The 21,483-nt window shown below is 54.8% G+C and carries 13 protein-coding genes; 9 read left to right on the top strand and 4 right to left on the bottom strand.

Going from position 1 to position 21,483, the window contains the following annotated elements:
• Positions 1–18: 18 nt before the first annotated feature.
• Positions 19–2,304, bottom strand: coding sequence for a class 1a ribonucleoside-diphosphate reductase subunit alpha (gene nrdA / locus WLO31_RS13965; RefSeq protein WP_435927213.1), 2,286 nt, complete (start codon positions 2,302–2,304; stop codon positions 19–21).
• A 354-nt stretch (positions 2,305–2,658) separates the two neighbouring features.
• On the bottom strand, positions 2,659–3,378 hold the full coding sequence (gene ubiG, locus WLO31_RS13960) for a bifunctional 2-polyprenyl-6-hydroxyphenol methylase/3-demethylubiquinol 3-O-methyltransferase UbiG (RefSeq protein ID WP_435927212.1): 720 nt from the start codon (positions 3,376–3,378) through the stop codon (positions 2,659–2,661).
• Positions 3,379–3,537: 159 nt separating this feature from the next.
• On the opposite strand from ubiG, the gene gyrA reads away from it, so the two are divergent.
• From gyrA to rcsC, 3 genes are all read left to right on the top strand, one after another.
• Positions 3,538–6,174: a DNA topoisomerase (ATP-hydrolyzing) subunit A gene (gene gyrA / locus WLO31_RS13955; RefSeq protein ID WP_435927211.1), complete on the top strand. Its 2,637-nt coding sequence runs from the start codon at positions 3,538–3,540 to the stop codon at positions 6,172–6,174.
• A gap of 230 nt (positions 6,175–6,404) precedes the next feature.
• Positions 6,405–6,791, top strand: a complete 387-nt coding sequence (locus tag WLO31_RS13950) for an ASCH domain-containing protein (protein WP_435927209.1) — start codon at positions 6,405–6,407, stop codon at positions 6,789–6,791.
• Between the two features lie 158 nt (positions 6,792–6,949).
• On the top strand, positions 6,950–9,799 hold the full coding sequence (gene rcsC / locus WLO31_RS13945; protein WP_435927208.1) for a two-component system sensor histidine kinase RcsC: 2,850 nt from the start codon (positions 6,950–6,952) through the stop codon (positions 9,797–9,799).
• Between the two features lie 42 nt (positions 9,800–9,841).
• Here rcsC and rcsB read toward each other — a convergent pair whose 3' ends face one another.
• Together rcsB and rcsD are read right to left on the bottom strand one after the other, a co-directional pair.
• Positions 9,842–10,492, bottom strand: coding sequence for a response regulator transcription factor RcsB (rcsB, locus tag WLO31_RS13940; protein WP_167605600.1), 651 nt, complete (start codon positions 10,490–10,492; stop codon positions 9,842–9,844).
• A 16-nt stretch (positions 10,493–10,508) separates the two neighbouring features.
• Positions 10,509–13,148 carry a phosphotransferase RcsD gene (gene rcsD, locus WLO31_RS13935; RefSeq protein ID WP_435930613.1) on the bottom strand — a complete coding sequence of 880 codons (2,640 nt, stop codon included), beginning with the start codon at positions 13,146–13,148 and terminating at the stop codon, positions 10,509–10,511.
• A gap of 872 nt (positions 13,149–14,020) precedes the next feature.
• Here rcsD and WLO31_RS13930 point away from each other — a divergent pair.
• From WLO31_RS13930 to mgtE, 6 genes are all read left to right on the top strand, one after another.
• Complete coding sequence (locus WLO31_RS13930; RefSeq protein ID WP_435927207.1) at positions 14,021–15,124, top strand: porin OmpC; 1,104 nt, start codon at positions 14,021–14,023, stop codon at positions 15,122–15,124.
• A gap of 289 nt (positions 15,125–15,413) precedes the next feature.
• Positions 15,414–16,439: an FAD:protein FMN transferase ApbE gene (apbE, locus tag WLO31_RS13925; protein ID WP_435930612.1), complete on the top strand. Its 1,026-nt coding sequence runs from the start codon at positions 15,414–15,416 to the stop codon at positions 16,437–16,439.
• Between the two features lie 81 nt (positions 16,440–16,520).
• Entirely contained in the window at positions 16,521–17,591 is a 1,071-nt protein-coding gene (gene ada, locus WLO31_RS13920; protein ID WP_435927206.1) for a bifunctional DNA-binding transcriptional regulator/O6-methylguanine-DNA methyltransferase Ada, read from the top strand.
• Entirely contained in the window at positions 17,591–18,241 is a 651-nt protein-coding gene (alkB, locus tag WLO31_RS13915) for a DNA oxidative demethylase AlkB (protein WP_435927205.1), read from the top strand. Before ada ends, alkB begins: the two co-directional genes overlap by 1 nt.
• A 74-nt stretch (positions 18,242–18,315) precedes the next feature.
• Positions 18,316–19,962 carry a multidrug ABC transporter permease/ATP-binding protein gene (locus tag WLO31_RS13910; RefSeq protein ID WP_435927204.1) on the top strand — a complete coding sequence of 549 codons (1,647 nt, stop codon included), beginning with the start codon at positions 18,316–18,318 and terminating at the stop codon, positions 19,960–19,962.
• 92 nt (positions 19,963–20,054) lie between these two features.
• On the top strand, positions 20,055–21,482 hold the full coding sequence (gene mgtE / locus WLO31_RS13905; protein WP_435927203.1) for a magnesium transporter: 1,428 nt from the start codon (positions 20,055–20,057) through the stop codon (positions 21,480–21,482).
• Position 21,483: the final 1 nt, after the last annotated feature.

Here is a 21,483-nt window from a genome sequence, read left to right as displayed (position 1 = left end):
AGGTGAGGGGATTTGGCGTTAGATTTTACATGCGCCGCTTTCGCAGCCGTCGTCCTGGATTGAAGGCGCCAGGTCGTCCTGCGAATCTTCCGCGCCGTCACGGGTATTTTGATAGTACAGCGTTTTTACGCCGAATTTATAGGCGGTGAGCAGGTCCTTGAGCAACTGCTGCATCGGCACCTTCCCTGACGGGAAGCGTGACGGATCGTAGTTGGTGTTGGCCGAAATCGACTGGTCGATAAATTTCTGCATCAGACCGACCAGCTGCAGATAGCCGTCGTTGTTCGGCAGCTCCCACAGCAGCTCGTAGCTGTTTTTCAGCTCTTCGTAATCCGGCACGACCTGACGCAGAATGCCGTCTTTGGACGCTTTGATGCTGATATGGCCGCGCGGCGGCTCAATACCGTTAGTCGCGTTGGAAATCTGCGATGAGGTTTCAGACGGCATCAGCGCCGAAAGCGTGGAGTTGCGCAGGCCGTGAGTTTTGATGGACTCGCGCAGCCCTTCCCAGTCGAGATGCAGCGGTTCGTTGCTGATCGCATCCAGGTCTTTTTTGTAGGTGTCGATCGGCAAAATGCCCTTCGCGTAGGTGGTTTCGTTGAACCACGGGCAGGCGCCTTGCTCTTTCGCCAGCTCGTTGGAAGCTTTCAGCAGGTAGAACTGAATGGCTTCGAAGGTTTTATGCGTCAGGTTATTTGCGCTGCCGTCGGAGTAACGCACGCCGTGTTTCGCCAGATAATAAGCGAAGTTAATCACGCCGATACCCAGCGTGCGGCGGCCCATTGCGCCGCGTTGCGCCGCCAGAATTGGGTAATCCTGGTAGTCCAGCAGGGCATCAAGCGCGCGCACCGCCAGCACCGCCATCTCTTCCAGCTCGTCCAGGCTTTTAATTGCGCCGAGGTTGAAGGCCGAGAGCGTGCACAGCGCGATTTCGCCGTTTTCGTCATTCACGTCATTCAGCGGTTTGGTCGGCAGCGCGATTTCCAGACACAGGTTGGACTGGCGCACAGGTGCGATAGCCGGATCGAACGGGCTGTGGGTGTTGCAGTGGTCAACGTTCTGAATATAGATGCGGCCGGTGGAAGCGCGTTCCTGCATCATCAGGGAGAACAGCTCGGACGCTTTCACGCGCTGTTTGCGAATGCTGTCGTCTTTTTCGTATTTAGTGTACAGGCGTTCAAACTCATCCTGGTCGGCGAAGAACGCATCGTACAGTCCCGGCGTGTCGGACGGGCTGAACAGCGTGATCTCTTCGCCTTTCAGCAGGCGGGTGTACATCAGCTTGTTGATCTGCACGCCGTAGTCCATGTGGCGGACGCGGTTGCCTTCAACGCCACGGTTGTTTTTCAGCACCAGCAGGCTTTCAACTTCCAGATGCCACATCGGGTAGAACAGCGTGGCTGCGCCGCCGCGAACGCCGCCCTGAGAGCAGGATTTTACCGCCGTCTGGAAGTGCTTATAGAACGGGATACAACCCGTATGGAACGCTTCACCGCCGCGAATCGGGCTGCCCAGCGCGCGGATACGGCCGGCGTTGATGCCGATACCGGCGCGCTGGGAAACGTATTTCACAATGGCGCTGGAGGTGGCGTTGATGGAGTCCAGACTGTCGCCACACTCGATCAGCACGCAGGAGCTGAACTGGCGAGTCGGGGTGCGCACGCCGGACATAATTGGCGTTGGCAGAGAAATTTTGAAGGTGGAAATCGCATCGTAGAAGCGCTTCACGTAGCTCAGACGGGTTTCACGCGGGTAGCCGGAGAACAGGCAGGCGGCGACCAGAATATAAAGGAACTGCGCGCTCTCGTAGATTTCGCCGGTGACGCGGTTCTGGACCAGGTATTTCCCTTCCAGCTGCTTAACCGCCGCGTAGGAGAAGCTCATGTCGCGTTCATGGTCGATAAAACCGTCCATCTGCGCGAACTCTTCTTCCGTGTAGTCTTCCAGCAGATGCCGATCGTATTTGCCCAGCTCGGTCATTTTCACTACGTGATCGTGCAGCTTTGGCGGCTCAAACTGGCCGTAGGCTTTTTTACGCAGGTGGAAGATGGCCAGACGGGCGGCAAGATACTGGTAGTCCGGCGCTTCACGGGAAATTAAATCGGCGGCAGCCTTGATGATAGTCTCATGAATATCAGAGGTTTTAATGCCGTCATAAAACTGGATGTGAGAACGAAGCTCGACCTGTGAAACGGAGACGTTGTTCAGTCCCTCGGCGGCCCAATCGAGAACACGATGGATTTTATCCAGATTAATGCGCTCGGTTCGACCGTCACGTTTTGTAACCAGCAGACTCTGATTCATGTGAGTTGTACCTGTCCGTGAAATGAGTTTTCCCCCGTTTATCCACAGTCGTCGGCTTGTGGCTAACCTTGTGGATAATTACTATATGTAGGGGGTTCGGGAATAATTGACCGCTATATGGTGAGTATTCTAGTAACTAATCGGCTGAGAACAAGTATTGATTTTGGCGGGGATTTGATGTTGCGGCAGGCGGGATTTCGCTAAGTCCACGGCACATAAGGCCTGTATCAATGTCAATGGGATGCAAAAAAAATGATATTTTTGATCGAGTGCTGATTTCTTAAACTTAATGGATAATTGCGCAACCTGATGCTGCGCAAAATCCATAGTCTTAACCTATGAAGCGCGGATTAATTAGCCTGCCGTGTGCAACATATAGTTAACATCCACCCCCGGGCCGAGGCTGAATTTGTTAGTCAGCGGGTTAAAGTGCAGCCCGGTCATGTGGCGCTCACGCAGCTGCGTGCCGTCAACCCAGGCCAGCAGCTCGGCAGGCTTGATGAACTTCTTAACGTCATGCGTGCCTTTTGGCACCATGCGCAGGATATATTCGGCGCCGACAACGGCCATCAGCCAGGATTTACCGTTGCGGTTAAGCGTGGAGAAAAATACGTGGCCGCCCGGTTTCACCAGTTTTGCGCAGGCCTTCACCACGGATTGCGGGTCGGGCACGTGCTCCAGCATTTCCATGCAGGTGACAACGTCATAAAGCCCGACGTGCTTATCGGCATGCTGTTCAACCGTCTCCTGCACGTAATCCACTTCAATACCGCTTTCCAGCGCATGCAGGCGTGCCACCTGCAGCGGTTCAAACCCCATGTCCAGCCCGGTTACGTTTGCCCCTTCACGCGCCATACTTTCAGCGAGGATGCCTCCGCCGCAGCCTACATCAAGCACCTTTTTCCCAAACAGGCCGCCCGCGCGTTGGTTGATATAGCCCAGGCGCAGCGGGTTAATCCGGTGCAGCGGTTTAAATTCGCCTTCTAAATCCCACCAGCGCGACGCAACGGCTTCGAATTTAGCGATTTCTTCATGGTCGACGTTCTGGGTTACCGGTTGGTTTTCGGCATTCATAGGGACTCTCACTCCTTGCTCGTTACGAACGGGAAGTATATCAGCCCGCGGCGGCGAATAAAGCGCCGTGGAAACGCGTTCAGGTTTCCCCCCCGCGCGGCGCTTGTGTTATAATTTGCGACCTTTGAATCCGGGACACAGTAGAGGGATAGCGGTTACATGAGCGACCTTGCCAGAGAAATTACACCGGTCAACATTGAGGAAGAGCTGAAGAGCTCGTATCTGGATTATGCGATGTCGGTTATTGTCGGCCGCGCACTGCCAGATGTCCGCGATGGACTCAAGCCGGTACACCGTCGCGTACTATACGCCATGAACGTATTGGGCAATGACTGGAACAAAGCATACAAAAAATCCGCCCGTGTCGTTGGCGACGTAATCGGTAAATACCACCCTCATGGTGATACCGCCGTTTATGACACCATCGTCCGTATGGCGCAGCCATTCTCCTTACGTTATATGCTGGTCGACGGCCAGGGTAACTTCGGTTCTGTCGACGGCGACTCCGCCGCAGCGATGCGTTATACGGAAATCCGTATGTCGAAAATCGCCCACGAACTGATGGCCGACCTGGAAAAAGACACGGTGGATTTCGTCGATAACTATGACGGCACCGAGAAAATTCCGGATGTTATGCCAACCAAGATCCCGAACCTGCTGGTTAACGGTTCGTCCGGTATCGCGGTGGGGATGGCAACGAACATTCCGCCGCATAATATCACCGAAGTGATCAACGGCTGTCTGGCCTACATCGAAGATGAAAACATCAGCGTAGAAGGGCTGATGGAGCACATCCCGGGCCCCGACTTCCCAACGGCCGCCATCATCAACGGCCGTCGCGGCATTGAGGAAGCGTACCGTACCGGGCGCGGCAAAATTTATATCCGCGCGCGCGCGGAGGTGGAAGCCGACGCCAAAACGGGCCGTGAAACTATCATCGTTCACGAAATTCCGTATCAGGTTAACAAAGCGCGTCTTATCGAAAAAATCGCCGAGCTGGTGAAAGACAAGCGCGTTGAGGGCATCAGCGCCCTGCGCGATGAGTCCGATAAAGACGGGATGCGCATCGTTATCGAAATCAAACGCGATGCGGTAGGCGAAGTTGTGCTGAACAACCTCTACTCCCAGACTCAGCTGCAAACCTCTTTCGGCATCAACATGGTTGCCCTGCACCAGGGCCAGCCGAAGATCATGAACCTGAAAGAGATTCTTTCCGCGTTCGTGCGTCACCGCCGTGAAGTAGTGACCCGCCGTACTATTTTTGAACTGCGTAAAGCTCGCGATCGTGCCCACATCCTTGAAGGCCTGGCGATTGCGCTGGCTAACATCGATCCGATTATCGAACTGATTCGTCATTCCTCGAATGCCGCAGAAGCAAAAGCGGGTCTGATTGCCAGGTCATGGGATCTGGGCAACGTCTCCGCCATGCTGGAGCGTGCCGGTGATGACGCTGCCCGCCCTGAGTGGCTGGAGCCGGAGTTCGGTATTCGCGACGGCCAGTACTTCCTGACCGAACAGCAGGCTCAGGCGATTCTGGATCTGCGCCTGCAGAAGCTGACCGGCCTTGAGCATGAAAAGCTGCTCGACGAATACAAAGAGCTGCTGGAGCAAATCGCCGAGCTGCTGCATATCCTGGGCAGCGCAGAACGCCTGATGGAGGTTATCCGTGAAGAGCTGGAAGCCATGCGCGATCAGTTCGGGGATAACCGCCGCACCGAAATCACGGCGAACACCGCCGATATCAACATTGAAGATCTGATCAACCAGGAAGATGTGGTGGTCACCCTGTCTCACCAGGGCTATGTGAAATATCAGCCGCTGACCGATTACGAAGCGCAACGTCGCGGCGGTAAAGGTAAATCTGCCGCACGTATTAAAGAAGAAGATTTTATTGACCGCCTGCTGGTCGCCAACACCCACGATACGATCCTGCTGTTCTCCAGCCGTGGTCGCCTGTACTGGATGAAGGTTTATCAGCTGCCGGAAGCGAGCCGCGGCGCCCGCGGTCGTCCGATTGTTAACCTTCTGCCGCTGGAGGCTGACGAACGTATCACCGCTATCCTGCCGGTACGCGAATACGCTGAAGGCATTAACGTGTTCATGGCCACCGCAAGCGGTACCGTGAAGAAAACCGCGTTAACAGACTTTAGCCGTCCGCGTTCCGCAGGCATCATCGCCGTTAATCTCAACGAGGGCGACGAGCTGATTGGCGTTGACCTGACGGACGGCAGCAATGAAGCGATGCTGTTCTCGGCCGCCGGTAAAGTGGTGCGCTTTAAAGAAGACGCCGTTCGTACCATGGGCCGTACCGCAACGGGTGTTCGCGGTATCAAGCTTGCAGGTGAGGACAAGGTAGTTTCTCTGATCATTCCGCGTGGCGAAGGCTCTATCCTCACCGTTACGCAGAATGGCTACGGTAAACGCACCGAGGCGGACGAGTATCCAACCAAGTCGCGTGCGACGCAGGGCGTTATCTCCATCAAGGTGACCGAGCGTAACGGCAGCGTCGTTGGCGCGGTACAGGTGGAAGATACCGACCAGATCATGATGATCACCGATGCAGGCACGCTGGTTCGTACCCGCGTCTCTGAGGTGAGCGTGGTCGGTCGTAACACCCAGGGCGTTATTCTTATCCGCACGGCGGAAGATGAAAACGTGGTCGGCCTGCAACGCGTTGCTGAGCCGGTGGATGAAGAAGAGCTGGATGCCATCGACGGCACCGTGGCGGAAGGCGATGATGAAATCGCACCGCTTGCAGAAAGCGATGACGATGTGGCGGACGACGCGGACGAATAATCCGCATGCTGTCGTCTGAAACGCCTTGTTCTGGCACAGGTTGACGTTTTTCAACCCTTAAAACGCCTGATGCGCCGCATCGGGCGTTTTCTATTTTAATGCCGGTGCCATATGGCTATTACGATGAGATCTGTTTTCCGCCGGCCAGGCAATTCGATGTATCCAGGCATGAAGCAATAGGGTGTACTATTCTTCCTGGCACTTATGACGCAATTAATAAGGTAAAAGCAATGGCTATCCCTGAAAAGTATAAAGATGTAGAACGCTGGGCATTCGGTGATACGGAACGACAGGCGGATGAGCTGGTTAAGCTGGTGCTTGCTGGCGTGAAAACGGCCACCTGCTCTAACCTGGACGCAGAGGGTATACCGCAGCCCGGCGATATCTTTGTGGTGGTAGACGGCAAGAATGAGCCCGTTTGCGCGATAGAGCTGACCACGGTAGAGATGAGCACTTTTGATCGGGTGGACGAAGCCCATGCCCGTGCGGAAGGTGAAGGCGATCGCACCCTGGCTTACTGGCGCAACGAGCATCAACGCTTTTTTGAAGCGTACGATCTGTTCTCACCGGATATGACGCTGGTGCTGATGCACTTTAAGGTTATCGAAAAGTTCTGATTACCGTGCTTCGTATTCGGCGCCATCCCCGTTGGGCCATTGCCATCTCGATAACAGACAGATAGCGATGAACCTTATTTCTTTGCCGTTGCGAGGCCAGGCTTTTGCGGCTACCTTATCGGCATTCAGAGCACTGACTTTCCGCGACCAGGTTTAATTTGAAATATCTCGTCTCTTTTCGCAACACGTTAAAAATTTCCCGCTATCTTTTCCGGGCGCTGGCGCTGCTGCTATGGCTGCTGATAGCCCTCTTTTCGGTGTTCTATATCGTCAATGCGCTGCATGAAAAAGAGTCGGATATCCGCCAGGAATTTAATATCAGCTTTGAGCAGGCGCAGCGCTATATTCAGCGCACCTCGGACGTGGTCAAGGAGCTGAAGTATATTGCGGAAAACCGGCTCAGCGCCACGAACGGCGTACTGCCTTCCATTGAACGTGACGAGAGCAAAGTTGAAACGCCGGGTTTTATGCCTCTGTTCCCGGATTCAGACTGCTCGGCCGTAAGCGCCTCCTGGCGCAGTTCGCTGCAGTCGCTCGCCTGGTTCCTGCGATACTGGCGCGAAAATTTCTCTGCGGCTTACGATCTTAACCGCGTCTTCCTGATCGGCGGCGACAACCTTTGTATGGCGGATTTTGGCCTGCGTGAAATGCCGCTGGAGCGGGAAAAAGCGCTGAAAACGCTGCACGAACGCATCCTTAAATACCGTAATGCGCCGCAGGATGAACGCAGCAACAGTCTTTACTGGATTGGCCAGGGGCCGCGTCCCGGAATCGGTTATTTCTACACGCTAACGCCTGTTTACCTGGCAAACCGCCTGCAGGCGCTGCTTGGCGTGGAACAAACCGTGCGTATGGAAAACTTCCTGACGCCCGGCACGCTGCCGGTTGGCGTTACCATACTGGACGAAAACAACCATCCGCTGATTACGCTCGCCGGTCCCGAAGCAAAAATTGGCCCTGACGCGCGCTGGATGCAGGAACGCTCATGGTTTGGCTACACCTCCGGCTTCAGGCAGCTGGTGCTGAAGAAAAATCTCCCGCCGTCGTCGTTAAGCATTATTTACTCCGTGCCGGTCGATATCGTGCTGGAGCGTATCCGCATGCTGATCCTGAACGCGGTGCTGCTGAACGTGCTGGTGGGTATCGCGCTCTTTACGCTTGCGCGTATGTACGAGCGCAGAATATTTATCCCGGCGGAAAACGACGCGCAGCGCCTGGAAGAGCATGAGCAGTTCAACCGTAAAATCGTCGCTTCCGCGCCTGTCGGCATATGTATCCTGCGAACGCAGGACGGCACCAATATCCTGAGTAACGAACTGGCGCATAATTATCTGAATATACTCACGCACGAGGACAGGCAGCGGCTCACGCAGATCATCTGCGGGCAGCAGGTGAACTTTGTTGACGTGGTGACCAGCAACCATACCAATCTGCAGATAAGCTTTGTCCACTCGCGGTATCGCAATGAAAACGTAGCGATTTGCGTGCTGGTGGATGTCAGCGCGCGCGTGAAGATGGAAGAGTCGTTGCAGGAGATGGCGCAGGCCTCAGAGCAGGCCAGCCAGTCGAAATCGATGTTCCTTGCCACCGTCAGCCACGAGCTTCGTACTCCGCTTTACGGCATTATCGGCAACCTCGATTTGCTGCAAACGAAAGCGCTGCCGAAAGGGGTCGACAGGCTGGTGACGGCGATGAACAACTCCTCGAGCCTGCTGCTGAAAATCATCAGCGATATCCTGGATTTCTCAAAAATTGAATCTGAACAGCTGAAAATCGAGCCGCGCGAGTTTTCACCGCGCGAAGTGATGAGCCACATCACGGCAAACTATTTGCCGCTGGTGGTGCGTAAGCAGCTTGGCCTCTACTGCTTTATTGAACCGGATGTGCCGCTGACGCTGCTGGGCGATCCGATGCGTTTGCAGCAGGTGATCTCTAATCTGCTGAGCAACGCTATCAAGTTTACCGATGTCGGCTGCATTATTTTGCACGTCTCGGTGGACGGCGATTATCTTCGCTTCCGGGTGCGTGATACCGGCGTGGGCATTCCAGCCAAAGAGGTGACGCGGCTGTTCGACCCATTCTTCCAGGTCGGGACGGGCGTGCAGCGAAACTTCCAGGGCACCGGTCTTGGGCTGGCTATCTGTGAAAAGCTGATCAACATGATGGACGGGGATATCTCGGTCGACACCGAAGCGGGGATGGGCAGCCAGTTTACTATCCGTATTCCTCTTTACGCGGCGCAGTCCACGCCGCTTGCCCAGGTTGACGGCCTGGCAAAAAAACGATGCTGGCTGGCGGTGCGCAATGCCTCCCTAAGCGATTTCCTGGCGTCGCTGCTTAAGCAAAACAATATTCATACCCAGCCTTACCATGGCGAAGCGCCGGACAGCGACGATGTGTTGATAACGGACGATGCGCTGCAGGCCCCGTGGAGCGGGCGTGCGGCAATTATCTTCTGCCGCCGCCATATCGGTATCCCGCAGGAGCTATCGCCGGGCTGCTGGACGCACAGCGTGGCGGCGCCGCATGAACTGCTGAACCTGCTGGGGCGTATCTACAGCATTGATGTTGACGTGCCGGGCAGCACGACGGTTCTGCCTGCTCCGGGCGAAGCCTGCGAGCAGAATGACGACATGATGATCCTGGTGGTTGACGATCACCCTATTAACCGGCGACTGCTGGCCGATCAGCTTGGTTCGCTGGGCTACCAGTGCAAAACGGCGAATGACGGCGTGGATGCGCTCAACGTGCTGAGTAAAAATCACATTGATATCGTCCTCAGCGATGTGAATATGCCGAATATGGACGGCTATCGTCTGACGCAGCGTATTCGTCAGCTGGGGTTAACGCTGCCGGTTATCGGCGTGACGGCGAACGCCCTTGCGGAAGAGAAACAGCGCTGTATCGAGTCGGGCATGGATAGCTGCCTGTCGAAACCGGTAACGCTGGACGTGATTAAGCAAACGCTCTCCGTTTATGCGGCGCGTGTAAGAAGCACAAGGAAATAAACAGGATGCCCTCGCCGCCGGGCGGCGGTGAGGGCAGAGTGGTTACTCTTTATCAGCCGGCGACAGGCTAACGGAAGAAAGGTAGTTCAGCAGCGCGATATCGTTCTCAACACCCAGTTTCATCATGGCTGATTTCTTCTGGCTACTGATGGTCTTGATGCTGCGGTTCAGCTTGCGGGCAATTTCTGTGACCAGGAAGCCTTCCGCAAACAGGCGCAGCACTTCGCTCTCTTTTGGCGACAGGCGTTTGTCGCCGTAACCGCCAGCGCTGATTTTCTCCAGCAGGCGTGAAACGCTCTCCGGCGTGAATTTCTTGCCCTTTTGCAGCGCGGCCAGCGCCTTAGGCAAATCGGTTGGTGCGCCTTGCTTAAGCACAATCCCTTCGATATCCAGATCCAGCACCGCGCTCAGTATGGCCGGGTTATTGTTCATCGTCAGCACGATGACGGAGATATTCGGGAAATGGCGTTTGATATATTTAATTAGCGTAATACCGTCACCGTATTTATCTCCCGGCATGGAGAGATCGGTAATCAGCACGTGAGCGTCTAGTTTCGGCAGATTATTGATAAGCGCTGTGGAATCTTCAAACTCACCGACAACATTCACCCACTCGATCTGCTCGAGGGACTTACGAATGCCGAACAGAACAATCGGATGGTCGTCGGCAATAATTACGTTCATATTGTTCATGTAATAGGCTACCTTGCTACAGCAAACTCTTGACGTAAGCGTCAATATCGCTGATGTATTTTTGTATGTTGGCAGCATCACTTTCGCGAATGTGATGCTCTAACGTTTCACATAACTGCTTGCCGGGTACCAGATTGAGCATGGCAAACACCCCTTTTAAACGGTGCGCCGTCTGTGCCAGCGCAGCAAAATCGCTGTTCGCCGATTCAGTATACAATCTCCTTACATCTTCCGGTACCGTGTCGACAAAGAGTGAATAATAGCCGCTGGCGTGAAGCTGGGCATTTTCATCACCGCCCAAAGGCGACTCGGGTATCTCCTCCTGCGCCAGCTGCTCTTCTATCAGCTGAAGGACAGCATCCTGCATCGCGTTGCTGATATTAAAGTTAACGCGGAACTGGCCCGGGCCCAGTTTGCGCATTCCGTTTTCATCATCGCTTAAAAGCAATCCCGAAGATGTAAGATTAGACGGATTATCAGTCAGGAAGATATCAAACTCTTGACTGGCGAGTCTTTCATCGGGCGTGATGCAGTTCGCCCCCCAGTTTTCAAGCTGACGGGTCACGATATTACGCACTTCGTTAGAGGTGATATCCAGCATCGCTATCACTTCATCAAGCAGCTTTTCGTCCTGCTCTTCCGGCTGCGGCTCAGCGGCCATCCTGATATGCAGGTTGTACCTTGTGCCGATATCGGGACGAGTTTTAATGTTCAAATGGCCGCCCAGCTTGCGTGAAAGCCGATCGCAAAGATAGAACGTCAGGCCGTCGGCTTTCCCATAGCGGTCTTCACTGGTTTCGTTAAGGAACGGGAAATGCAGATTGTCTATCTCATCGTTACCTATTCCTTCGCCGGTATCCAGCATGCGGAACAGGAGGCGATCCGGGGCCGACTCTTCTTCGCTTATTTCAAGCGTGATCTTGCCTATCTGCGTTGTGGTGACGGAATAGTGCAGCAGCAGCTGCAGGATTTTACGCAGCGCCTCGCGGTCGCCGTGGCGTTCCTCGTCAGCCGGCAGCTGGTTATTAATCAGCAGCTGCAGCCCCTTGCGCTTGATAACCGGCAGCATTTCCAGCGCCACTTCATCTATCAGCGCCTGGATAGTAAAGGGGATGGCGGTTGTTTTCCAGCTGTCGGCTTCCAGCATATTCAGGAGCTGAATTTCATCGACGAGCCGGACGATAGTCTGGGCCTCGTTTGCCAGCAGTTTATATTCAGCGCTATTAAACGCCGCCGCTCGTTCAGCAAGATTTTTCACCGGCAGCTGCAAAGCTTCGCCGATATGCTGCATGAATGCCACGCGGCCCTGCTGGTTTTTCTCATACAGGCGCTGTGCCTGCTTCAGCTTTTTGTTTACCAGAATTTCGCGATCCTGATCGCGGATAACGAAAATCTGCGTACGCGGAGCGATCTGGCTGCGAAACTGACGGATCTCATAGAGTTCATTATTAATGGTCGCCTGAATCACGCCCTGATGCTGATCGGCCATCGCGATAATATTCTGCAGGTTCAGGTGGGGCAGCAGATGGTCGGCGATCTTGTTGCTGATAACCGTTCTGTTGGCATCAAGATCGTGCACCAGCAGGCCCAGCGGCAGCAGGGCGACGATCTCTTCGTTCAGCGCGCGCAGCACCTGCAGTTCGCCATTGCCGTTCGGCACTTCCGCTGCGCGCGGAGCCTGCTGGCGGAACGTGGTATAGCCAAACAGCGCCAGCGCCAGCAGACCGATATTAAGCAGCAGCGGCAGCAGGATATTTTGCAACGTATCCATCAGCAGCGTGCCGAAAGGCACCTGCCACACCAGGCGCAGATGCGTACTGGCTAGCGGCGAGGCTATTTCAATGCGCGCGCTGTTAAAGTTGATGGTGACGCTGTCCGGATCTTCTTTCGCACCTGCCTGCATGGCGCTCAGGGCATCATCTGGCTCCAGCTGGAAGCTATCCAGCGCCATGGTCGGCGGAATAAGATCGTTAATCGGTAAATCAAAGGCGACAACCGTGGCCAGATGCCCGGGCTGATTGAAGGTGGTACGCAGCGTAAAATAATGACCGTTTTGCCAGGCCAGACGCCGCAAAGGGGAGAAGCTTTCCCGTTCATCCAGCGCGTTCGCCTGCTGCAGCATCTCAGCGCGGCGGGAATCGACAATCGATCCTACGCCGGTCTCTTTAAACCCGGACGAGAGATCTTTTAAAGGCAGCGTTGAAACCAGGATCATGCTGTTGTCCTGGCCGTTCAGGTAGTACATCGACCATGGGCTGCTTTCCGCGCCCCAAAGCGTATCCAGCCAGGTTGAAATGCGCTGCGTCATCTCCAGCGTGGAGCTGTCGTGAGAGCCAAAAATCAGCGCTTCGGTCTTACGGCGCGGCTTTTCGAGATAATAAACGTCCTGGCGCAGGCGGGTTTCCTGCAGCCCGTTGCTGGCGGTGCCTGGCGCTGCGGCAACGTTGTCGTAGATTTGCCACGTAGCGTAACGGTAGGTATCGACACGTTTATGCAGCGCATGCGTAATGCCGACTATCTGATAGCTTTTGTCTTTTAGCCAGGCGTTAACGGCGCTTTGTACCATTACGCCCATGGCGACTAACAGCACGACGATCAGCAGCAGAAAGAAGCGCGTGATATTGCTGGGAATAAGGGAAAATTTGTTAGGGATCATGCCGTCTGACTGACTCATTATAAGCGCGTAACCCGGCGAACACTCGCCACTTTAGAGAAATTACCACGTGGCCTGCATGCGCAGGAACCGTGGCGGTGAGCGATGCATTAAACGCACCCGAGCTAAGAATACCTGCAACAGACGCTGCCGTCATCGACTCTCTTATATTCACAAGGAGTATAAGGATAAATGGCGGCATTTCCAGACTGTTGATAATTAGCTGAAATGGCGGGAAGCGGCGCCGACGCCGGCAATCGCGACGGCATAATTTATGTACAATTTCCGCGCTTTTGTACAATTATTATATTTGAAACACATGTTTAGAAAAATGCCTGTTCCTAAGAAACTTCTTAGTGCTCAGCGGCATAGCGGCAGGAGAAATGAAGTGTTTATTTAATAATCGTTATCTATTTGTGCGGTATAGCATAAATATTTGGATGAGGTAACGAAGCGTAAAAAAAAAGCCGGATGCAAGCATCCGGCGTTAATAGGGGTAAACAGACATTCAGAACTGAATGACGGTAATAAATAAAGTTAATGATGATAGCGGTATGTATTTTATAGATAAATCCTCAAATCATTTTACCATTCAGTGCTACAGGATGATTAGTATTTAACTATTTGATTTGTTTTAGGTATATATTTTTTTTGATTATAAGTGCCTATATTTTTAGCGATTCGTGCGAAAAAAAGTTCCCTTAAGTATACATTTTGATACATCTGTACGCAGAAATGAAACACCTCTATAGTTTTAGTATCATATTCGCATTGGATTATTCTGTATTTGTTTTGGACAATGAGTTTGCCGACTGATTAGAGGGTAATCAGTAAGCAGTGGCATATAAAAAGGCATATAACAGAGGGTTAATAAAATGAAAGTTAAAGTTCTCTCCCTGCTGGTTCCGGCTTTGCTGGTAGCAGGTACCGCTCACGCGGCTGAAATTTATAACAAAGACGGCAACAAATTAGATCTGTACGGCAAAGTTGATGGCCTGCACTATTTCTCTGACGACGATAGCGCAGACGGCGATCAGACCTATATGCGTCTGGGTTTTAAAGGCGAAACTCAGGTAAACGACCAGATTACCGGCTACGGTCAGTGGGAATACCAGATTCAGGGCAACAGCGCTGAAAGCGAAAACAACGCATGGACTCGTGTCGCCTTCGCTGGTCTGCGCGTGGGTGATGCAGGTTCCTTCGACTATGGTCGTAACTACGGCGTACTCTACGATGTGGCGGCATGGACCGACGTTCTGCCTGAGTTCGGCGGCGACACCTACGGTGCCGATAACTTCCTGTTCAGCCGTGCAAACGGCGTGGCGACTTACCGTAACACCGACTTCTTCGGTCTGGTTGACGGCCTGAACTTTGCTGCGCAGTACCAGGGCAAAAACGGCAGCACCAGCGGTGAAGACTTTGGCGGCCGCAGCGTTCTGAAACAGAACGGTGACGGTTACGGTCTGTCCCTGACTTACGATCTGGGCGAAGGCTTCAGCGTGGGCGGCGCGATGGCTTCTTCCAAACGTACCTGGGATCAGAACAACACTGCTGCTCTGGGTGACGGCGATCGCGCTGAAGCCTATACCGGCGGTCTGAAATATGACGCCAACAACGTATACCTGGCCGCACAGTATACCCAGTCTTACAACGCCACCCGTTTCGGCGGTGATTCTTCTTCTGCCGCTTACGGCTTTGCTGATAAAGCGCAGAACTTTGAAGTAGTTGCACAGTACCAGTTCGATTTCGGCCTGCGTCCATCCGTGGCTTACCTGCAGTCTAAAGGCAAAGAGATCGAAGGTTACGGCGATCAGGATCTGCTGAAATATGTTGACGTTGGCGCGACTTACTACTTCAACAAAAACATGTCCACCTATGTTGATTACAAAATCAACCTGGTTGACGAAAACGACTTCACCCGTGCCGCCGGCATCGGGACTGACGACATCGTTGGCGTAGGTCTGGTTTACCAGTTCTGATCCCAACCTTCGTTGCACAAGGCGCCTGCGGGCGCCTTTTTTAGCGCTGTAAGCCGCCGATAGCGCTCTCTTTGGTTCTTTACGCGCGGGTAAAAGAGAATGTCTTCTGCTTTACCTCAATCACCTTAAAATCACGCTTTTCAGGCGCTTGCCACTAACCTGCAGGCGCCTGCGGACGCTTTTTTATAACTGTAATCTCAACAGCGCTTCGCTTTTCCCGCCCTGGCTCTTCCTTTGATATACTCTTGCGCCTCTTAACGGGAGAACCAGAACAATGGAACGAAACTTTATGCAACGCGGCCTGGTTGCGCTGGCGCTTCTGATGCTGGTCGGATGCGATAGCCAGACCGCGAAAGACAGCGCAGCTTTAGTGCTGGAAGGCAAAACGATGGGCACCTTCTGGCGCGTAAGCCTCGCCGGCGTGGACAATGCCCGGCAGGATGAATTGCGTAAAAAAATTCAGGCGCAGCTTGATGGCGACGATCGCCTGCTCTCCACCTACAAATCTGACTCTACGCTGTCGCGCTTTAACCAGTCCCGCAGCACCGAGCCTTATCCGGTGCCGGAAGCGATGAGCGATATAGTTACAACATCCTTAAGGATAGGCGCCAGAACCGGGGGCGCTATGGATATTACCGTGGGGCCGCTGGTCAATTTATGGGGGTTTGGCCCGGATAAGCAGCCGGTAAAAACGCCGGACCAGGCGCAAATTAATGCGGCAAAAGCGCTCACCGGGCTGCAGCATCTGACGGTTATCAATAAAGCCGGGCGGCAATGGTTACAAAAAGATCTTCCGGGTCTGTATGTCGATCTTTCTACTATTGGCGAAGGCTATGCTGCGGATCATCTGGCGCGCCTGATGGAGCAAAACGGTATCAGCCGGTATCTGGTCTCCGTAGGTGGGGCCGTGGTGACGCGCGGGACAAATTCCGACGATAACGCCTGGCGCGTGGCGATCCAAAAACCGACCGACCGGGAAACCGCAGTACAGGCGGTTGTCGATTTAAATGGGCACGGCATCAGCACTTCCGGCAGCTATCGCAATTATTACGAGCTCGACGGCAAGCGGCTTTCGCACGTTATCGATCCCACAACGGGCGCGCCTGTCGAGCACAAGCTGGTTTCTGCGACGGTGATCGCCCCCACGGCGATGGAAGCCGACGGCTGGGATACCGGCCTGATGGTGCTTGGCACGGAAAAAGCCAAACAGGTGGCGCAGAAAGAGGGGCTTGCGGTATATCTGATTACCAAAGAAGGTGAAGGATTTACGACCTGGATGTCGCCGCAGTTTAAAACTTTCCTGCTGAGCGAGTAAAATTAGAAAGCAAGAATGTGGGTTTTCCAGAACGGTAAGGCTGTCACAGTGAGTCTGTGACAGTAAGACCAGGAGCCAGTCATGAAAACTATCAATGACGTTACCGCTGACGACAGCCGCTGGCACGCCGTCGAAACCCGGGAAAGCCGTGCAGACGGAGAGTTTGTGTTTGCCGTGAAGACGACGGGCATCTTTTGCCGTCCTTCCTGCACCGCACGGCATCCGCTGCGTAAAAATGTTCTTTTCTTTGCCGATCCTGATGCCGCCATGCAGGCAGGGTTTCGTCCCTGCAAGCGCTGCCAGCCGGATAAGCTCGCCCCCGAACAGCAGCGCGTGGAACGCGTTACCCGGGCTTGTCGAATCCTTGAGGAAAGCGCAGAGCCGCTTACGCTACAGGCGCTGTCTGCCCGGGTGGCAATGAGTCCTTTCCATTTCCATCGTCTGTTTAAAAGCGTGACCGGCCTGACCCCTAACGCATGGCAGAAAGCGTTGCGGACACAAAGATTACGCGACCAGCTGGCGCAAGGCGAACCAGTTACCCGCGCCGCCTATGATGCCGGTTACCAGTCGGGCAGCCAGTTTTACCAGCAGGCGAGCGCCGCGCTGGGCATGACCGCGCGCCAGTATCGTCAGGGCGGCGAGCGCGTAGCGATCCGCTTTGTGGTCGGCACCTGCCAGCTCGGCGACTTTCTGGTTGCCCAAAGCGAACGCGGGATCTGTGCCGTTTTGCTGGGTAATACGGCGGAAAAATTAATTGCTGAGCTGGAAACCCTGTTTCCGAATGCGAAATTAGTTTCTGACGATGACGGATTTGCCGGGCGCGTTGCGCAGGTGGTGAGCTTTATGGAGCATCCTGCCCGGCAGTTCGATCTGCCGCTCGATATTCAGGGCACCGCTTTTCAGCAGCAGGTCTGGCAGGCGCTGCGGGCGATCCCGCCGGGTGAAACCGCAAGCTATCAGGAGATCGCCGTACGCATTGGCAAACCTGCGGCGGTAAGGGCGGTGGCTGGCGCCTGTGCGGCCAACCGGCTTGCGGTCATCATTCCCTGCCATCGGGTTGTACGTAATGACGGCGCGCTTTCAGGCTATCGCTGGGGCGTTGAGCGTAAACAGCAGCTGCTGAACCTTGAGGCAGGACAGAGGAAAGAATAATGCTCGATCTCTTTGCGGATGAAAAGCCCTGGCAGGAGCCGCTGGCAGAAGGCGCCGTTATTCTGCGGCGCTTTGCCCGCGCCGATGCCGACGAGTTAATTAAGCAGATCGGGAAGGTGGCGCAGCACTCACCGTTCCGGCAGATGGTGACGCCGGGCGGCTATACCATGTCGGTGGCGATGACCAACTGTGGTGCACGTGGCTGGACAACCAGCCAGCACGGCTACCTCTACTCGCCGGACGATCCTCTGACGGGCCAGCGCTGGCCCGCCATGCCGCGGGCTTTTCGGCGCTTATCCGATGCGGCTTCAGCCGCTGCGGGCTATCGCGATTTTTGTCCGGATGCGTGCCTCATCAACCGCTACGCGCCGGGCGCTAAACTCTCTCTTCATCAGGATAAAGACGAGCCTGATTTGCAGCAGCCGATCGTTTCTGTTTCGCTGGGGCTACCGGCCGTTTTCCAGTTTGGCGGCCTGAAACGTAACGATCCGCTGGCGCGGATTATGCTGGAGCACGGCGACGTTGTGGTGTGGGGCGGGGCGTCCCGCCTGTTCTATCACGGTATTTTGCCGCTAAAATCCGGCCATCATCCCGCCACCGGCGAGGTGCGCTATAACCTTACCTTTCGCCGCACCGGGAAAAGCGAATAAAAATAAGAATTATTCTTGCTGTTAAAAGATTGCCGTTTAAACTGCTCGCTGTTTTTGTTAGCGGGTAATGAGCGATGGAACTTTTACGAGTGGTTTACCGGCAGTATCGCTGGCCTTTTCTGATGGTAATGGCGTTAAGCCTCGCCAGCGCGGCGTTGGGTATCGGCCTTATCGCTTTTATTAACCTGCGCCTGATTGAAACGCCGGATATTTCACTAAGGGTGCTGCCTGAATTCCTCGGCCTGCTGTTACTGCTGATGGCCGTCACGCTTGGCTCGCAGCTGGCGCTCACCGCGCTTGGCCACCATTTTGTGTTTCGCCTGCGCAGCGAGTTCATTAAACGCATCATGGATACCCACGTCGAACGCGTTGAACAGCTCGGCAGCGCTGCGCTGCTGGCGGGCCTGACCAGCGATGTGCGTAACATCACCATCGCCTTTGTGCGCCTGCCGGAACTGGTGCAGGGCATTATTCTGACGTTTGGCTCCGCGGCTTATCTGGCCTGGCTCTCACCAAAAATGCTCGGCGTAACGGCAATTTGGGTGGCGATAACCATTCTGGGCGGCTATCTGCTGGTGGCTCGCGTCTATAAGCATCTGGCGCATCTGCGTGAAACAGAAGACCAGCTCTACAACGATTACCAGACGGTTATCGAAGGACGCAAGGAGCTATCGCTTAACCGCGAGCGGGCTGAGCGTGTCTATGAAGATACCTATATTCCTCACGCCAGCGATTATCGCCGCCATATTATTCGCGCTGATACTTTCCACCTGAGCGCGGTGAACTGGTCGAACATTATGATGCTGGGCGTCATCGGCCTGGTATTCTGGATGGCAAACAGCCTCGGCTGGGCTGATACCAACGTTGCGGCAACGTATTCCCTGACGCTGCTTTTCCTGCGCACGCCTTTGCTTTCGGCGGTCGGGGCTTTGCCGACGCTGCTCAGCGCGCAGGTCGCTTTCAACAAACTAAGAAAGTTTGAGCTGGCGCCGTTCAACGCCGCCTTCCCGCGCTCGCAGGAGGCGGTTAAATGGCAAACCCTTGAGATGCGCGACGTGGTGTTCAAATACGGCGATAACGCTTTCACCGTCGGCCCGTTAAACCTGAAAATCGAACGCGGCGAGCTGATATTCCTGATCGGCGGCAACGGCAGCGGTAAATCCACTATGGCGATGCTGCTCACCGGCCTGTATCACCCGGTTTCCGGGGCGATTTATTTAGACGGCAGGCAAATTGACGCGGGCAATCTGGATGACTATCGCCAGCTTTTCTCTGCGGTCTTTACCGACGTCTGGCTGTTCGACCGGCTATTAGGGCAGCAGGGCAAGCAGGCCGACCCGGCGCTGGTAGCAACCTGGCTTGCGCGCCTGAAAATGAGCGAAAAGCTGGAGCTGGATAACGGCACCATCCTGAACCTGAAGCTTTCTAAAGGGCAGCGTAAACGCGTGGCGCTGCTGCTTGCCCTTGCGGAAGAAAGAGACATTATCCTGCTCGACGAATGGGCGGCCGATCAGGATCCTCATTTCCGCCGCGAGTTTTACCAGGAGCTGCTGCCGCTGATGCGGCAGATGGGCAAAACGATTTTCGCCATCAGCCATGACGACCACTACTTTATTCATGCCGACAGGCTGCTCGAAATGCGTCAGGGAGAGTTGACCGAGCTGACGGGCCATGAGCGTGAAAGCGCGTCGCGAGACGCCGTGGCGCGGACAGGTAGCTGATAAGCAGAAAACCAGCCGTTTGGCTGGTTTTTTGTTTTTTGGACGGCTTCAGGCTATAAATAAGCTCGTCGTTATCAGGGAATAAACGCCAGATGTCAGCCACAGTGAAGTACAACTCCAGACAGCGTGCCCAGGATCGCGCGCGAATCCTTCAAATTCTTCTCACCAACAGAGCCGTTGCCGGCGGCATACTTGGGCGTCTGCCTGCGCCTGATGCGCAAACGCCTGAGCAGGATATCGCTGAAATCGCCTCGCTGGTTGCAAGGCTGCCTGCCCCGGATCTCGCGGACGTGCTCGAAGCGCTTCCGACGGATGAGCGTCATGCGCTGTGGCGACTGGTAAAAGAGGATAAGCGCGGCCATGTGCTGATCGAGGCTGCGGAAAACGTCTGGGACGATCTGATCGAAGATATGAGCGATAAGGAGCTGCTCAGGGCGCTGCGGCCGCTCGATATCGATGACCAGATTTACCTCGCGCAATATTTACCGCGTGATTTGATGGGCCGCCTGTTGGCCACGCTCCCGCAGGAGGAGCGCGCGCAGGTTCGTAAGGTATTGCATTACGACAGGCACAGCGTCGGCGCTATTATGGACTTTGAGGTGATTACCGTTCGTGCGGACGTCACTCTTGCTGTCGTCCAGCGTTATCTGCGCCTTCGCGGCAGGGTGCCGCAGAATACCGACAAACTCTTCGTCACCACCCGCAATAAAACCCTGCTGGGGGAGCTGGGCCTGACAACCATTCTGCTTTATCCGCCTGAAACCCCCGTTCTGAAAGTTATGGACGATAATCCCACCTGCTTTGCGCCGGAAGATGACGGTGAAATCGCGGCGCGAACCTTTGAACGAGATAACCTGATAAGCGCCGCCGTCATCGACAGCAGCGGGAAGCTGATGGGGCGTCTGACCGTTGATGAGATCGTTGACGTGGTGTATGAGGAAACGGATAACGATCTCCGCCGCATGGGGGGCCTGAGCGCCGAAGAAGACGTCTTTGCGCCGGTAAGCAAGGCCGTTAAAGCTCGTTGGGCGTGGCTTGCTATTAACCTGTGTACCGCCTTTGTCGCCTCACGCGTGATTGGCATGTTCGAACATACCATCTCACAGCTGGTGGCTCTGGCTTCGTTAATGCCGATCGTTGCGGGCATTGGCGGCAATACCGGTAATCAGACCATCACCATGATTGTCCGCGCGCTGGCGCTGCAGCACCTGCAGGCGGGTAACTACTCGTTTTTAGTGCTGCGTGAACTGGGCGTGGCTCTGATAAACGGCATCGTCTGGGGCGGGGTGATGGGCGTGGTGACCTGGCTGCTGTACGACGATCCGGCTCTTGGCGGCGTCATGACGCTCGCGATGGTGCTCAATCTGTTAGTCGCCGCGTTAATGGGCGTGCTGATCCCGATGATCATGACGCGGCTGGGCAAGGATCCGGCCGTGGGATCAAGCGTAATGATCACCGCGTTAACCGACACCGGCGGGTTCTTTATCTTCCTGGGATTAGCGACGGTTTTCCTGCTCTGAG

It is taken from the genome of Dryocola sharpae (assembly GCF_051307055.1).
In the GTDB taxonomy this organism is placed as follows: domain Bacteria; phylum Pseudomonadota; class Gammaproteobacteria; order Enterobacterales; family Enterobacteriaceae; genus Dryocola.
The sequence above is the reverse complement of the archived record's forward strand: the minus strand, read 5'-3'. Positions and strand labels throughout refer to the sequence as shown.

What these genes read in the sequence shown, in the direction of transcription:
- nrdA (WP_435927213.1), bottom strand. Translation starts at nt 2,304, where the DNA reads ATGAATCAGAGTCTGCTGGTTACAAAACGTGACGGTCGAACCGAGCGC.
- ubiG (WP_435927212.1), bottom strand. Translation starts at nt 3,378, where the DNA reads ATGAATGCCGAAAACCAACCGGTAACCCAGAACGTCGACCATGAAGAA.
- gyrA (WP_435927211.1), top strand. Translation starts at nt 3,538, where the DNA reads ATGAGCGACCTTGCCAGAGAAATTACACCGGTCAACATTGAGGAAGAG.
- WLO31_RS13950 (WP_435927209.1), top strand. Translation starts at nt 6,405, where the DNA reads ATGGCTATCCCTGAAAAGTATAAAGATGTAGAACGCTGGGCATTCGGT.
- rcsB (WP_167605600.1), bottom strand. Translation starts at nt 10,492, where the DNA reads ATGAACAATATGAACGTAATTATTGCCGACGACCATCCGATTGTTCTG.
- rcsD (WP_435930613.1), bottom strand. Translation starts at nt 13,148, where the DNA reads ATGATCCCTAACAAATTTTCCCTTATTCCCAGCAATATCACGCGCTTC.
- WLO31_RS13930 (WP_435927207.1), top strand. Translation starts at nt 14,021, where the DNA reads ATGAAAGTTAAAGTTCTCTCCCTGCTGGTTCCGGCTTTGCTGGTAGCA.
- apbE (WP_435930612.1), top strand. Translation starts at nt 15,414, where the DNA reads ATGCAACGCGGCCTGGTTGCGCTGGCGCTTCTGATGCTGGTCGGATGC.
- ada (WP_435927206.1), top strand. Translation starts at nt 16,521, where the DNA reads ATGAAAACTATCAATGACGTTACCGCTGACGACAGCCGCTGGCACGCC.
- alkB (WP_435927205.1), top strand. Translation starts at nt 17,591, where the DNA reads ATGCTCGATCTCTTTGCGGATGAAAAGCCCTGGCAGGAGCCGCTGGCA.
- WLO31_RS13910 (WP_435927204.1), top strand. Translation starts at nt 18,316, where the DNA reads ATGGAACTTTTACGAGTGGTTTACCGGCAGTATCGCTGGCCTTTTCTG.
- mgtE (WP_435927203.1), top strand. Translation starts at nt 20,055, where the DNA reads ATGTCAGCCACAGTGAAGTACAACTCCAGACAGCGTGCCCAGGATCGC.